This is a genomic window from Nocardia sp. CA-145437 (genome assembly GCF_050956485.1).
GTDB lineage: Bacteria > Actinomycetota > Actinomycetes > Mycobacteriales > Mycobacteriaceae > Nocardia.
The window spans coordinates 5797465-5812710 of record NZ_CP191204.1 but is presented as its reverse complement, the minus strand read 5'-3'; the positions used below and the strand labels follow the sequence as shown (position 1 = coordinate 5812710).

At 63.9% G+C, this 15246-nt stretch carries 10 protein-coding genes, 1 tRNA gene and 1 pseudogene; 9 read left to right on the top strand and 3 right to left on the bottom strand.

Annotation, left to right across the window (positions count from 1 at the left end; all coding sequences use genetic code 11):
* Positions 1–247 precede the first annotated feature (247 nt).
* The gene (locus ACQPYY_RS27065; protein WP_433591491.1) at positions 248–553 is read left to right on the top strand and encodes a transposase; all 306 of its coding nucleotides are present in this window, start codon (positions 248–250) and stop codon (positions 551–553) included.
* Positions 554–719: 166 nt separating this feature from the next.
* Positions 720–2333, top strand: a complete 1614-nt coding sequence (locus tag ACQPYY_RS27060) for an Ig-like domain repeat protein (protein WP_433591490.1) — start codon at positions 720–722, stop codon at positions 2331–2333.
* Between the two features lie 224 nt (positions 2334–2557).
* Here ACQPYY_RS27060 and ACQPYY_RS27055 read toward each other — a convergent pair whose 3' ends face one another.
* A complete protein-coding gene (locus ACQPYY_RS27055) occupies positions 2558–3505 on the bottom strand; it encodes a LysR substrate-binding domain-containing protein (RefSeq protein WP_433591489.1) in 948 nt (315 codons plus the stop codon).
* A gap of 140 nt (positions 3506–3645) precedes the next feature.
* Complete coding sequence (locus ACQPYY_RS27050; protein ID WP_433591488.1) at positions 3646–4077, bottom strand: type II toxin-antitoxin system Rv0910 family toxin; 432 nt, start codon at positions 4075–4077, stop codon at positions 3646–3648.
* Between the two features lie 168 nt (positions 4078–4245).
* Between ACQPYY_RS27050 and ACQPYY_RS27045 the strand changes: the two genes are divergently transcribed.
* From ACQPYY_RS27045 to ACQPYY_RS27035, 3 genes are all read left to right on the top strand, one after another.
* Entirely contained in the window at positions 4246–4989 is a 744-nt protein-coding gene (locus ACQPYY_RS27045; protein ID WP_379094305.1) for a PP2C family protein-serine/threonine phosphatase, read from the top strand.
* A 95-nt stretch (positions 4990–5084) separates the two neighbouring features.
* Positions 5085–7058 (top strand): YhgE/Pip family protein, encoded by a 1974-nt coding sequence (locus ACQPYY_RS27040; protein ID WP_433591487.1) that lies wholly within the window; start codon positions 5085–5087, stop codon positions 7056–7058.
* Positions 7059–7123: 65 nt separating this feature from the next.
* Positions 7124–7197: transfer RNA gene (locus tag ACQPYY_RS27035), tRNA-Met, on the top strand.
* A 776-nt stretch (positions 7198–7973) separates the two neighbouring features.
* Here ACQPYY_RS27035 and ACQPYY_RS27030 read toward each other — a convergent pair.
* Positions 7974–8369 (bottom strand): hypothetical protein, encoded by a 396-nt coding sequence (locus ACQPYY_RS27030; protein ID WP_433591486.1) that lies wholly within the window; start codon positions 8367–8369, stop codon positions 7974–7976.
* On the opposite strand from ACQPYY_RS27030, the pseudogene ACQPYY_RS27025 reads away from it, so the two are divergent.
* From ACQPYY_RS27025 to ACQPYY_RS27010, 4 genes and pseudogenes are all read left to right on the top strand, one after another.
* Positions 8359–8520, top strand: a pseudogene (locus tag ACQPYY_RS27025) (acyl-CoA dehydrogenase family protein); the annotation flags it as partial. The gene ACQPYY_RS27030 and the pseudogene ACQPYY_RS27025 sit on opposite strands and share 11 nt — an antisense overlap.
* Before the next feature lie 98 nt (positions 8521–8618).
* Complete coding sequence (locus ACQPYY_RS27020) at positions 8619–9533, top strand: hypothetical protein (RefSeq protein WP_433591485.1); 915 nt, start codon at positions 8619–8621, stop codon at positions 9531–9533.
* The gene (locus ACQPYY_RS27015) at positions 9521–14215 is read left to right on the top strand and encodes a caspase family protein (RefSeq protein ID WP_433591484.1); all 4695 of its coding nucleotides are present in this window, start codon (positions 9521–9523) and stop codon (positions 14213–14215) included. The genes ACQPYY_RS27020 and ACQPYY_RS27015 overlap by 13 nt, the downstream gene beginning before the upstream one ends.
* A 21-nt stretch (positions 14216–14236) precedes the next feature.
* Positions 14237–14440, top strand: coding sequence for a hypothetical protein (locus ACQPYY_RS27010; RefSeq protein WP_433591483.1), 204 nt, complete (start codon positions 14237–14239; stop codon positions 14438–14440).
* The last annotated feature ends 806 nt before the right edge of the window (positions 14441–15246 follow it).

Here is a 15246-nt window from a genome sequence, read left to right as displayed (position 1 = left end):
CAGAATCTCGGGTTCATTCACAAGGTGGATCTGTCAATTGCGGCCACGATTGACAAGTCGAACGTGGCAATCGGCAACAAAGAATGATTTATCGAGAGATTTCAGGTCGGGTAGGGTCTGGATCGGCCGAGGGAGCGCATCCGGCGCGATTGACAGCCAGTGGTTGTCAATGGCCACAAAATTCTGATTTCACTTGGGTTTGCTTGTGGGCTAACGTCTTTCGGCGTCGACCAGAAAGGGGGTCGCCGTGGCGCCGCCCAAGAAGTACCCGGATACGCTGCGGGCGCACGCCGTCCGGCTGTACCGGGAATCCGATCCCAAGCCGACCTTCCGCGGAATGGCAGCCGAACTCGGGGTGCATCACGAAGCACTGCGCCTGTGGATCAGGCAGGCGGAAAGTGAAGCGGGAGTCGGCGAATCGAGCCGCTACGTGCGAATTTCCGAAGAGAACAGGCGACTCCGTAAGCGCATAGCGGACCTGGAACGGCTGATCGCTATCATGCGCGCAACCAGGGTGCCGGTCGCTCCGATCGGCGACCGAATGCGCCTGTAATGAACAACAATTCGCGGTTGTGGGTGGATCGGAAAGAGTGATTTCTCTTCGAATCCGGTCCTGGATAGCTTATTCGGTGTGAGTTGAAGGGCTCACATTCATTCCGCACCGGTCCGGGTCCGACCTTCCGGTCGGGCCCGGATACCCGCAATCCGAAAGACCCCTCATGCGCAGAATTCACACCCGCCGCGCCGCGATGATCGGCGCCACAGCGCTGCTCGTTGCCGCGCCCGCAGTGTCCCTTGTACACGCCGAGCCCGACGCACCGGCGTCGCCCGCGCTGCCCGCCGCCTTGGTGGCCGCGATCCAGCGCGATCTGGGGCTCACGCCGGCCCAGTACCTCGAGCGTGCGGACGCCGGGCAGCAGTTGGCGGCGTTCGCCGATTCGATGCGCGCGAAGTTCCCCGAGTCCTTCGCCGGTGCCTGGCTCGATCAGGCAGGTGCGCCGATGATCGGTGTGGCTGCGGGACCGGATCGGGCTGCCGCGCGTACCGCGGTCGAGGTCGCCGGGTACCGGGTGCAGGATCAGCCGCGCAGCGAGCGCACCCTGCTCGACCAGCTCGGTCAGTTGACCGGGTGGATTCAGAATCTGCCCGCGGCGCTGTCGGGCCGCGTCGGTGGTGCCACGATCGATCCGGTCCGCAACGACGTCGCGTTGAATGTGCGCGAGGTCGCCGACGGGTCGAGTCTGCAGTTGCCCGACTTCCTGGGGTTCGTGCGCACGGTGCTGGGGCCGGCTCTCGGTTCGGCGGAACCGCCGACCACGACACCGCCGACCACCACCACGCCCAAGCCGCCGGCCGGGCAGAGCACCATCACCCTCAACCCGATCACCGGGGCAACCGTCGACAAGGTCATGACCCTCACCGCGAAGGTCAGCCCCGCGGGGGCGGGCGGCACGGTCACCTTCGAGGACGACAAGAACAGCTACGAAGAACAGCCCGTCGGAGCTGACGGCACCGCCACCATGGAGTGGTCCCCCGAGACCGCCGGCAAGATAACCGTCAAGGCGATCTTCTCCGGCCGCGACGGTGTCGCCGGATCGACCACCACCCAGCAAGTCACCGTCGCCAAAGCTGGCGGCACCACCACCACACCCAAGCCGACCACCACTACGCCTAAGCCGCCGGCCGCCAACGCCATCATGGGTGGCCAGGGCTACGACACCGAGCACGACACGGACCCCCAGCCTCCTTGCTCGTTCGGTTTCAATGCCGTCGACGGTGACGGCAACGTCGTGAACATCTCCGCCGGACACTGCGACACACACCGCGAGGACGCGGGCGGCGCCTACGCCACGTGGGTGAGGAAGAGGGCAAGCCTCGAGCACGAGAAAGTCGGCGAATTCGACAAGGTCGTCGTCAATGGCGGCGACTACGCGCTGATCAAGATCGACGACAGTGCCGCTCCCCGTTTCAAGAACAACTTCGTCGATACCTACGGCGGGGACCCGGTGCGGATCACCGGCACCGCCGATCCCGTGGTCGGGGCACCGGTGTGCAAGTCCGGCGACACCACCCAATACACCTGCGGCGTCATCACCGCCGTCAACGTGCCCATCAACACCGGTCCTCACGGCGCCAAGGTGCCCAACACCTTCTCCGCGACGCTGTGCGTGATTCCGGGAGACAGCGGTGGAGCCATGGTGACTGGCACCAAGGCACTGGGTATCGCGGTCGGCACCGATCGCTGGGAGTGCGACGGCCCCAAGCAGTCGTACGGGCAGCCGATCAAGTCGATCCTCGATGCCAACCCCGGCCTGAAGATCACCACCAAATAGGACGTCTCGACGTGAGCCGATGGGGTGGCACCGCACAGCGGTGCCCCCGTCAACTGTGTTCAGTGAAATCTATTGGCCGCGACGGTAATAGGCGACGTCTCTCTCGGCCGCATGTGTCCAGCGGGACATCGGTTGACGTGCCAAAGACAATTCGGTCTCCCGGAACACCGGAAGAATGTCGGCGGGGGAGTCGAATTGTCCCGCGGTTGCTTTGTGATCGACGATTACGGTTGGAACGGCATCGTCCGGTCGGTGAAGTCGGGGCGCTGCAGCGGGTCGACCAGGTCGTGGCGGGTGTCCCGGATCTTCGTGGCCACGTCGACGAATGAGCGCACCAGGGCGCTCTCGCCCGCCGCGCGCCAGCCGACGGCGACCTCGCTCGGGGCGGCGCCGGTGATCGGCACCAGCCGGATCCCCGGGAACGGCAGCCAGCGTGCGGCGGCCACCGTGACCACGATGCCGAGGCCCAGTGGCACCTTGTACTGGGATTCCAGCGCCGACGCGGTGCGGTGGGTGATCGGTGCCGGGCGGCCGTCGCGGTAGGCGTCCAGTTCCCAGAAGGCGTTCCATTCGGGGTCCTTGGAGGACGCGCCGATCATGGTCTCGTCCACCAGGTCTCCGACGTGGACCCGGGTGTGGTCGGCGAGCCTGTGGTCGGTGGGGAGCATGACCATCAGGGGTTCGGCGAACAGGGTTTCGCAGTGAATTCCCTTGTCGGCGAAGGGCCGCCGGACGAGTGCGACGTCCACCGCGCCATCTCGAAGCCCCGCGCTCGGGTCGTCGTAGCTGGACTGCCGCTGCTGCACGGTGACCCCGGGATGGCGCTGCTGGAACGCGTCGAGGATCGGTTCGGTGAGGGTAAGAGCCGCGCCTTCGAGCGTCCCCAGGACGAGGCGATCCTGCTCCGCGTGCTGGATATCGAGGGCGCGTTCGATCGCCGTGTCCAGGTTGTCGATTCGGCTGATGTCCCGCAGAAACGCCGAACCGGCCGCGGTCAGCTCGATGGCGGGTGTGGTGCGGGCGAACAGGACGATGTCCAGCGCCCGCTCCAGCTGCCTCATTTGCGCGTTCACGCTCTGCTGGGAAATGCACAGCTGCTGCGCGGCGCTGGCGAAACTCTTCTCTTCGGCGACCGTCATGAGGCAGCGCAATTGTTGGGTATGCACCTGCATGATCTGAATTCTAGACACGGGATCGCTGTCTTCGTATTTACAATTTGTACTTGTCAGTGGAAGGGAATTCGTGATTTCTGATCGGAAGTTATGGAGTGCCGACTCTTCGGGTCTCGAATTCGCCTGGCACTGCGAGAAATTCAGCCGTAGAGCTGAACGAAGCGTTCCAGGGATCGCTCGACGTCACCGCGCAGGGCACGCGCGACCGCCGAGCCGATGGGCCCGAACAGGGGTGCGCCGCCCAGTTCGAAGTTCGCGGTGACCTGCGAGCCGTTCGAACTGGGTGCGACGCGCAGTTCGATGCCGAACTTGGTGCCGCCGATTCCGGAACCGTTGAGGATCAGGCGGTTCGGGGGTTCGGCGGTCTTGACCGTCCAGGTGACCCGGTTGCGGAAGCCCTTGACGGTAGCGACGCCGATGAGCCGGGTGCCGGGCGTGAGGTCGTCGGGGATCGGTCCGCGCCAGCCTTCGTGCAGGGTCAGCCACTTGTCCAGTTCGGGCAGGTCGGAGGCGTGCGACCAGGCCTGGTCGGGCGGGATCGGGACGTCTACGGAAACCTTCAGCTTGGCCACGAATGCGATGGTATCCGTTACATGGCGTAGCACTGAATACGCGGGGTCGGTTCGGCGGTTCCTCAGCAAGCCCACAGGCAATTCGGGAGCGGAGCAGGGGTTTCGCCCGTTGAATGGGTAGTGCTGGTCGTCAGCACCCCGTGAGACCGAGTCCCAGGAGGTCGGGTCGTGCACACCGAAGCCATCGAGGTGGAAGAAGCCGATGCCGGCGCGCTGCTCGTCCGGGTTGCGGGGTCGGGGGTGACCCGGCTGGGGCGGCGGACCGTCAACGCGGACGCCTTCGCCACTTTCACGGATACGCGAAGTGGGCGCAGCGCTTTCGTGGTGGCCGACGGGGTTGGTGATCATCTGGCGGCGGCCCGGGCGGCGCGGCTGGCGGCCTCGATCGCGGCGAAGGTGGCGGTTACGGAGGGCGCGCAGGCCGCAATCCTGGCGGCGCAAAAGGGATTGGTGGACGAGCTACCCGAGTCGGCCGCCGACTGTGTGCTGGTGGTCGCGGTGCTGCCGAGCCAGGGGCAGCCGGACGGTCCGTGCGATGTCGCGTGGGTCGGAGACTGCCGGGCCTACCGCTGGAACGGCCGTGTCCTGCACCGCATGACCACCGATCACACGGTGGCCGAGTACTTCCGGGCGCGCGGGCACGATCCGCTGCCCGGCATGCGGCATCTGGTGACCACGTCGGTGCGCACGGTGCGCCCCGGCGACATCGGCCGGGCCTCCACCGGGTCGAGCGCGGGGCGGCTGCTGCTGTGCAGTGACGGGGTGGGCAAGCAGCTGGGCATGCCGCTCATCAAATCGATCCTGGCGCAGGGTTCCTCGGTGGGTCAGGTCGCGGAGGGGTTGGTCGGTGCGGCGCTCGCGCGTGGCGGCACCGATAACACGACCGCGTTGGTGGTGGACGCGATTCGCTGACTCGGCAGGACAATTTCCCCGAATCCCCACATACTGGACGAGCGACCAACTAGCTTGGGCTCGACCGTTTCACTGGGCAGTATCGGGGTTTCGCCGTGGCAGACAGATCGACATCCATTCGCGCACGCATCGGCGAGCTGCTCCGGACGCGCCGGGCCTCGGGTCCGCTCCGGGTCCTGGTGGTGCTGTTCCTGGTGGTGCCGACGCTCATCTCGGCGGTCTACATGTGGATCATGTGGGACCCGGAACTGTATCTGAAGCGGATTCCGGTGGCGGTCGCCAGCGACGATGTGGGCGGCGTCTCCGACGGCAAGGCCCAGAACATGGGGACCGAGATTCTCGACACCCTGGTGTCCGGCGGCGAGCTGCAGTTCCATCGGGTCAGCAGCGCTGAAGCCGTGCAGGGCCTGCGCGAGAGCCGCTACGCGTTCTCCGTCGTCATCCCCGCGGATTTCACTCGCAGTGTGCTGAGCGTGACCGATCCCGTGCCGCAGCGCGCCCGAATCGCGGTCTGGTACAACGACTTCAACGGCACCCTCGGCCCCGCCGTCGCCAATAGCGTGATCGCCGACGCCCAGAATCAGATCGCCGCCACCATCGGCCGCAGCTACGCCTCGCAGATCCTGGTCGGCGTCAACAGTCTCGGCGCGGGCATCGGCGACGCGTCGAAGGGTGCGACCCAGTTGGCGCAGGGCACCGCTCAGCTGGCCGACGGCTCCGGACAACTCTCGAGCGGTCTCGACGAGGCCGCCACCGGCGCTTCCCAACTGGTCGCGGGCACCCGCGAACTCCACACCGGCACCGTGCAACTCGCCGACGGCGCCCACGAGCTGATCACCGGCACCGACCAGCTCGGCACCGGCGCGACCCAGATCCGCGACGGCGTCGACCAGATCATCACGCCCCTGCTCGACGTGGTCGAACCCGCCGGAAAGCTCGCGACCCAACTGAACCCGCTGCTCGACGAGCTGAGCAAGAACCCCGACCCGTCCGTGGCCGACGCCGCCACCCAGCTGAAGGGCTTGATCGGCCAGCGCCCCGGCGACCCCGATTCCCTGGTCGGCCAGCTCACCCAATTGCGTGACGGCACCAAGGAACTGGCCCGCCAGCTCACCGACCCCAAGGCCGAATACCGCGCCGGCGTGCTGGCCCTGGCCGACGGCTCCACCCAGCTCCGAGACGGCGCGATCCAACTCGGCGCGGGCGCCACCGAACTCTCCACCGGCCTCCGCCAACTCGCCGACGGCGGCCACGAACTCCGCTCCGGCGTCACCCAATTGGACGACGGCGCCACCCAACTCGACTCCGGCCTCCGCGACGGCGCCTCCGCCGCCCCCCACATCACCGACACCACGGCCTCCGCCGACGTGATCGCCCAGCCCGTCACCATGGACGTCCGCAACCAGGAGCCGAGCCAGTTGGTCCGCGGCGGCGACCGCAGCCACAAGGAGATCGCTCGTGGCGCGGGCCCGGTCCTGGTGGTCATGGGCGCGTTCCTGGCCGCCATCGTGCTCTGGATGTTGGTGCGCCCGTGGCGTGGAGCCGCGACCGGCCGCACCCCCTGGCGACGCACCGCCGTACCTCTGCTGCGGGGCTCCGCGGTCGGCGCGGCCGGTGTCATCGTCCTGACCGCGCTGGCCGCCGGCTACGGCAGTTCGGCGGGCTGGTCGCCCGAGCAGTGGCCGGTCATGGCGGCCGTGATCGTCTTGGTCGGCGCGGTGGCCGCGGTCACCACGCAGTTGTTCATCGTGGTGTTCGGCCGCGTCACCGGCTCGATCGCCGCTTTCGCCTTCTATATGTTCCAGATCTTCACCTTCGGCGGTGTATTCCCCGCGGGCACAACCCCTCCCGCGTTCCGTCCCTTCGAGGACATCGCCCCGATGACCTTCGCCCGCCGTGCCGTCATCCGCGCCGACATCGCCCTGTACGACACCATGTTCTGGACCTCGATCGCGGTCCTGGTGGCCATGCTCCTCACGGCCTTCGCCCTCATGCTCGTCGCCCGCCACTTCACCACCACCGACCACTCCACCCCCGAACCCCTGCACCCCACCCCGACGCCTGCCTGAAAACAGCCCCTGACGAGCCGATTAGGCGCATCCTCCGCCCCCTGTGTACGGTTGTCATTACCCGACGCGGGGTGGAGCAGCTCGGTAGCTCGCTGGGCTCATAACCCAGAGGTCGCAGGTTCAAATCCTGTCCCCGCTACTACGAAAGGCGTTCCTGGCCAATAGTTTCCAGGAACGCCTTTCAACATTTATCGAGGTTCTTGGCATCGCCGTTGGCATCACGCCGAAACGGGCATCTCGGTCAGTTGTGGATGTTAAGTGAACCATATGGCTACCAGGCGCTTTCCTATGGACGTTGTGGGACGAATGGGCCTGTGATCGTTGGGTGGCCGACCCGGCGATCGCACGACCGCCTCGACGTTGCCTGGGTCCCGGTCGGTGGGGGGCAGCGCGCCGTGCAAAGCTGTTGTGTCGGTTCGAATCTGCGGGGTGGCACGTACAGCATCCACAACAACCCGGACCCGTCGTGAACTGCGGATTTCCGTCGATATGTCGGTAGCGCGGCGCATCTATCGGCGGTCGGCGTTGTAGGTCCCATTGAAGTGGCGGGGAGCTGCTGGCTCGCCGCTCGGGAGCTGGCTATGGGCTAGAGTCAGTCAATTGAAGTGCGCGGTGGGACGCGTGGCGCGCTGACTGAACCTGGCCAGTGCGGCACTGCGGAAGATCGACCGGCTGTGGCGATCCGCAGCGGCTGAACGTCCGCAACTGCCGATGGGCGTGTCTGCTGTTCGGAAGGGACTCGGTAGGAAACCCTTGCCCTGGTTGCGGATTACGTCACGGGGTGATGTCGCCCGCTCCGCTGATTTGGGTGCCCAACCAGATCGGGACCCAGATGGGTGCGGTGACGGCGAGGATCGGGAGTACGCCCAGCAGGATGAGCATGATTCCTCCGGTTGTGTTGTCGTGGTGTGGGATTCACTCCTGGGTGTGGATCGTTTCGAGCCAGAAGACGGGAAGGTATTGGCTCATGCAGTCGGCGACAACGGTCGTGCCGGGAGCGAACTTCGCGTAGGCGGGCGGTGTCGCGAAGTCGGGCAGGGGTGGCGCGGCCGGATCACCGGTAGGGAGTTGCCCGCTGGGTGAGGGCCAGGAGCCGGGTGCGTAGTTGACGACCGGAGGCGGTCCGACGACCGTTGGCGGGTCGGCGCTGTAGAGGCCGCATTTCCACCATTCACCGGGGGCCGACTCGATTTTGATGATTCCGCCGGGCTCAGGGGTGAAGATCGGTTGGGCGAAGGCGGTGGTCGTTGTTGCGGCGAACGCACCGACCGCCACCGTCGAGACGGTGAGTGTGTTCAGGACCGTGGCCATGGAGGCGGTCCAGCTCTTCGGCGGCAACGGCTACATGGCCGAATACAAGGTCGAACAACTCGCCCGCGACGCCAAGTCCCTCATGATCTACGCCGGCAGCAATGAAATTCAGGTCACCCACATCGCCAAGGGCTGCTCGCCCGCTAAACGGAAGATTGCCTCGTTCACCAACCCCGCTGTCAGCGGCGCAAACCTGGTTTGCCGTCGGTGCGGCCGCGTAGCATGGTCGGGACCGCTGAGGAGGGATACGTGGCGAGGGTCGTTTTCGTACATGGTGTCGGTAAGCAGTACCTGAGCGAGGACTCGCTCGCCAGGGACATCGTCCCGGAACTACTCGGTGGCATCCGGCTGGCGGGCGGACCGGTCCCCGATCCCACCGAGGTCGGCGTCGCGTTCTACGGTGACCTGTTCCGCCCCAGCGGAACCCGCGCTCGCGACGTATCGGACTACGACGCCACCGATGTCGAGACCGATGATGAATTCGAACTGCTCATGCTGTGGTGGACGGCGGCCGCCGAGCTGGATCCAAATGTGCCGGGGCCCAATGAGACCGGCACTCGCGGGCCAGCCGGATGGGCGCTTTCCCAATCGATGCGGATCAAACTGGTTCGGGCCGCGCTGGATGCCTTGACCGGCGCGAGCTTCTTGCAAGGCGTCACGGACCGAATGCTCATCGGCGATCTCAAGCAGATGACGACCTATTTCGCCGATGAGACCGTGCGCGGCGAGGCTCAACGCCGGCTAGCGACACACATCGGACCCGAAACCCAGGTGATCGTCGCGCACTCGTTGGGTTCGGTCGTAGCCTACGAAACACTGTGCACGGCAGCACAGGCCGACCGGGACATACCAATGCTGGTAACCCTCGGCTCCCCGCTCGGCATGGGTTCCCTTGTTCTGGATCGGCTGCGCCCCGCTGCTCGGAACCGAACAGCTGTATGGCCGAAACCATTACGGCGGTGGACCAATATCGCCGACGACACCGACATTGTCGCGATGGTGCGCGAACTACGCCCCGCATTCGGTAGTCGGGTGAACGATCTTCGTGTTAACAACGGAACCAAAATGCACGGGGCCATAAGGTATCTAACGGCCACCGAGACGGGCTCCGCGATCACGGCCGGGCTGCGAAAAGGGGACGAACCGACTCGATGCGATACCTGATTGCCGCTGGCACTTCCTCGTATCGGCCGGATTCCGGACTCCCCGACCTCCCGCTCGTCGCCGCGGATGTCGAGCTGATCGCGGAGTTCTTCACTTCCGCCACAATGGGATACACCCGGGTGCTGGCCGAAGCCTCCACCGATCCATCGGCCGCCGCCTTCGAGGACGCCCTCTCGGACTGGTGCACCGGCGGTGACCTCGACGCCGATGACGTGATCGTGGTGTATTACGCAGGCCACGGAGATCGCCCGACTCAAGGCGGACCGTATCGTCTGAGCTGCGCGGACAGCCTCGACAGCAGGCCACGCTCATGGCTGTCGCTACAGAACGTGGCCGAGGTTCTCGCCACCTCCCCCATACGCAATGTGCTCTTCATTATCGACGCATGTCATGCGGCCTCGGGGAGTATCGAAGTCCAACGGGTCACCGACGGGATCGTCGCGGCCCGGCCACGCGGCGACGGCTACGGTTCCGGTACCTGGGTACTCGCGTCCGCCCGCCATCGCGACCTCGCCGACGACGGTGGCTTCGCGGCGCACCTGGTGGAGGTGTGTGGCCGGGGAGATGGTCCCTCGCAACGCTTTCTAGCGCCCTCGGCGGTCGCCGCGAAAATCAGCCAGGTCTTCGCGATCAGTGGGCGCAGGCAGCGCACCGCCTGCTCGGCCACCCAGCAAACCGAGCAACCACCGTTCTTCCCCAACCCCGGCTACGACCCCAGCGCCGAGGTCGACCCGAGTGGCCGACTTGAGGGCGACTGCGGAGATCTTCTGTCGCACTTCGAACCTCGTGGCCGCGGCGTGGAACATATCCATGATCCGGGTTCCTACTTCACCGGACGCGGTAATGCGATGACGATGCTGCGAAGCCAGTTGGAGGGTCCGGGCGGTGGCGGTGCCGTCGTTGTCACCGGGGCACCCGGATCGGGCAAGTCGGCAGTGCTCGGCAGAATTGTGCTAAAGGGTCTTTCGGAAGTTTCGGTCAACGCACGCCATCAAACCCTCGAAGCCTTGCTGGCACGAATCGCGGCAGGAGCCGATGTTCCGGCAACCAGCCAGTCGGCACTGCTCAGCGAACTGGCGTCGCGCAGTGCCCCATTCCGCATTTTGATCGACTCGCTCGATGAGGCGGGCCCGGCAGGCGACAAGGCCGAGTCACGACGGATCGCCTGGGAGCTGCTGCGACCGCTCGGCGCGGTGCCTTGCGTTCGACTGGTAGTCGGATCACGTAGTGAATTGCTTCCGCACATCGGCGAGAAGCTGCGCTGTATCGACCTGGATGAGCCCGAATACGCGGACGATACGAGCACCGCCGAATACGTCCGCCTGGTTCTCTCCGACATGGGTTCGCCCTATGCAGACCGCCCGGAGACAGCTGCCGCCATCGCCGGTGAAGTCGCACGGCGCGCAGGGTCATGCTTCCTGGTGGCCAGAATGACGGCGAGCGCGTTGCTGCGCGGTGCGCCCATTGACACCGAGATCCCCGGGTGGGGTGAAGGACTACCGTCCGACGTGGGCGGCGCTTTCGAAGCTTATTTGCAACGTCTTCCGCAAGCTCGGCAGCCAATAACGATGGCTCTGCTCACCGCGCTCGCGTTCGGCGAAGGACACGGACTGCCGCGCAAGATCTGGATCAAGGTCGCCGACCGAATTTCTGGCATCGCATTGCGAGAATCCGATATCGACCTGCTGGTCGAAGAAGACGGCTCATACCTGACCAATGTGGAAGTGGCCGGAGCCAAGCACTTCCGCCTCTATCACCAAGTGCTCACCGACCATCTACGGCAACGCACACTGCGACATCGGGACCTGCGAGACATCGCCGAGTGCTTCGTAGAGGTGCTGCTCGAGCTCACACCCGAGGAAGACTGGGAGCGCGGATTGCCCTATGTGCGTGGCCATTTAGCTACGCACGCCGCCGCCGCCGGGACCATTCGGCGTCTTGTCGAAGATCCGGCATTCCTGTTGGCAGCCGATACTGCAGGGCTGCTGACCGCAGTACGGCACGGCTCCTGCGATCCTCGAATCGCAATGGTGGTGGAACGGTGCGCGGACAGCATCGGCCCGTTGGCGCCCCCGGGCGTTGACCGCGCGGCGCAACTAATGTTCGCGGCCGAGTCACACGGCGCGAGCGCACTGGCCCGGCGCACGGAAACACTGTCCACCTCCATGCGGCGGGTGCGAATAGAAGCCCGCACGGTCACGCCACACCGAATTGTGGGGCGACACCCCGATGGAAACTATTCCACTACATCGGTTTCAAACAGCTGGATGCTGGACGATCTTGTCCTGACCGATGGAACCCGGGCGGTGCTCGCTGGATCTAGGCGTTTCGTGGGCGTCCACGTTTGGATGGTGGACGATCCAGCCCGGTCGTCGACACTGCCGCATGCACGAGAAATCGCAGGTGTTCGGGTATTGCCGACCACAGCGAACCAACCATTGGCGATGACCTTGGACATCGCCGGAGATCTCCGCGTGTGGGATGTAGTGAATCAGACAGTTGTGCACCATTTTCCAGCGACGGGCTACACCCAGATCCTCGACATCGCTCGACTTGAAGACGGCACCTCGTTCGCGCTCTGCCGAGGCCCTCAGCATCTTGCCGTTGTCGATCCCACCGCTGCTGATAAGCCGATTCTGGTGGTGGAACGCGATTCCGACTTACTGAAGGGAGTCACCGCTCGACTGATCGAACACGGTGGAACAGATATTCACCTCGTGCTGTGCGATCAGCAATCCGGGACCGTTGTCGAGTACACGATCGAAGCAGAACCAAAACAGACTATCCTGCTTGATAATTTGAACCTTCCGAGACTTTTTGACAGTGTCACAACGGCTTTCGGTGCTACATTTATTGCAGTCTCTCAGTCCGAGGACACCGAAAGTGGAAACATGCAGTTGATATTTGTGAACTGCATCTCACGCCAGGTATTTACAACCGATGAGTACGACATGGATGGGTATCCAAGAGGTGGCGGTTTCATACACGACCCGAACTATGATTTCCTGTTTGTGGCTCACAGCCTACAAAGAATTCACGCATATTCTGTCACGAACGGGAGAATATCGCGTCAGTTCGTGGGCCGTCGATCCGGATCAGTCTTCACTCTAGTCGACAAGACTATCGCAGGTGCTGCATTTGCTTTCACCACCGAAATTCTCAGCAATGGAGTGTACCTACTGAACTGCACAACCGGACAGATCGTCGGGAACCAATTGATTGGGCACGAAAGCGCCGTTCAGAGTTTGCATGTAATTTCCTCGACAAGAGACGGCTCGCATGACGTTATTTCCGTCGGAAATGACGGGACAGCACGGCTATGGCCGTGGTCACTTGCAACCGCAACTCCTGAATCGAAGCTATTCTCCTACGCGGGTGATTTCAGTAAGGGAACGACCGAACTGATCCGGGGACGAGCGGGAGTAGAGTTGGATCTGGTTGCCAGTTCGTGGCACGGACTTCGACTTCTGGACAGTCGCACGCTGGACAAAATCGATAACGAAAACTCTCTGCTGACCGCGAGATACCTCCAAACCACTCACCGGTCTGACAGTGCAATATGGCCAGGTGACACAGACGGTACCCTGCACGTCTTGGCAAAAGAAGAGTCGTCTCGCTACGACCAGGATCGATCATCCTATCTAGCTAACTGGCATTGGCAGCGCATCTCCCGCAATGGAGATATAACGGGCGGCGGAGAAGAAATTGTAGCCACCACACAGTGGAAAACAACGTTTCACCTCATACCGCCATCGTTGCATTACACGGGTGTTCGGCTGATAGGTTTCGACCCTGACGCAGGCTACCTATTAGCTGCCTCCACCCCGACGAATGTTATCCGCACCGAAAGCCCGTGGCATATCGATATAGAATCAGAAATTGTGCAAACCGCAAGCTTCACCGACCGACTAGGACATGCGGTCCTATTGATCGCAATCCGACAAGCGGCAGTCCGCGGCGATCACACGCCCACCAATTTCGTAGCAGAGGATACTGCGGACGCCAATAACACCACCCGCGGATATTTCTGGAACTCAACCACAGGACTTCTGTTGTCCGATGCCCCGATCGAGTTGCCTCCCCGCGTCACAGATGTCGTGCCGCATCACGATCGAGCTGGTACCCGCTTTATCGCACTTGTATGTGCTGACGGAGGCGCAACCGTACTCGACTTGGACAAGAACTGTAACTACCTGGTCCACCACGGATCGCAGAGTGCGCGTACCTGGTTTCATCGTCAGCTGGCCACCGACCATAGTTACTTCATTCGATGGGCCGAGTTCCTCAGCGGCGAACCGATTCTCGTGTACATGGAGCGAGCGAAGGAAAACGAAGACACCGAGCTCAACCCGCTGGTCATATGGGATTCGGCTCATCCAGAGGCCCTGGGACGGCGACTCCCGATACTCGCACGGAGGCTGTTGTGGAGCGGGCTCGCACCCAGCGGCGCGGCGTTACTCGCATGCAGCGATGAGCACGGAATAAGCCTGTTTCACCTCCCGGACTTCGAGAGGGTGTGGCGGTGCCCGCTTCCCGCGCTCATCACCTCACTGGATCTGTGCCCGGGCAGCCCGCATCTGGATTTGGCGGTCGCGACCCAGCAAGGGGTTGTCCTGATCCGGCCCCGGTTTAGCGCGGAGTGGGAACGGCGCCTGTTGACCGCTTCGACCAGCCCAAGCTAGTCCGACTCAAGGTTTGAGCAGGTGCTGCGGACAGTAGGCCATGATGTCGATTTCGGTGACGGTCATGCCATTCAAACCGACATTCGTGTGGGGGTGGCGGCGATCGAAGGCGATCCGAATCGATTTGTAGCCCGGGGTGCGTTCGATTTCAGCGCAGGTCGTGCGGCCGAGACTGCTCGAGAGTTGTTTGAAGGCGTCGGGCTGCTGCTGATGTCCCAGCAGTAGGAACCGCAGACTCCGTCCCAGCCTGGGCCGCCGCCCTCGTGTCAACTTTCGGCGAACCCCGAACCGGCCCGGGAAAAGCCACGACTCCCCCGAGCCGATGGGCACGGCCGAGTCCGAAGGCCAACGCGCCGTACGCATCTGCAACCCAGTCAGGCCGCAGCGTCATCACTGTTCGAACACAGCGAGTCGAAACAACCCACAGCAGGGCAACTAGCAGGAAAGAGCTCTAGGGAAGGTGCCCCGGGGCGGCTCGAACCGACACAGGCACGGAACGGCGGGTGTCGCAGCTTTCTGCTGAGGTTGCGCTGTGAGCTGTCGGTGACACGCTTGCCGGGTAGGGCGCGGCGCAGCAGAGGCGGTGGTCCGTTTCCTGTGGTGGAGCCGGGCTGCACAGCTACGAACGATGGCGGTAGCTGCCCGTTGTCGTTGTGAATGTCCGGCACGGATTGGCGATGTCGGACACGCTGTCGTTGCCGTCCACGGTCGCTGATCGGCGATGAAATCGCTGGTCAGCGCCTGGGATTTGGCATCAAATTTGGCATCACGACAGCGTGTGAACCATCAGTCGTGGCGGGACCAGGTGGACATCTGGGACGATAGAAATTGCGTTTACCTGCGGTAACGGGATGCTGCGGCATGTGATCCCAAGTGTGGGACGGCGTCCCGTGGGCTCATAACCCAGAGGTCGCAGGTTCAAATCCTGTCCCCGCTACTACGAGAACGGCCCGGAACCTTCTGGTTCCGGGCCGTTCTCGCATCTGGCGCGGGCCCTCCGGTCATCGGCCCGGCGCGCCGTGATTCGACCG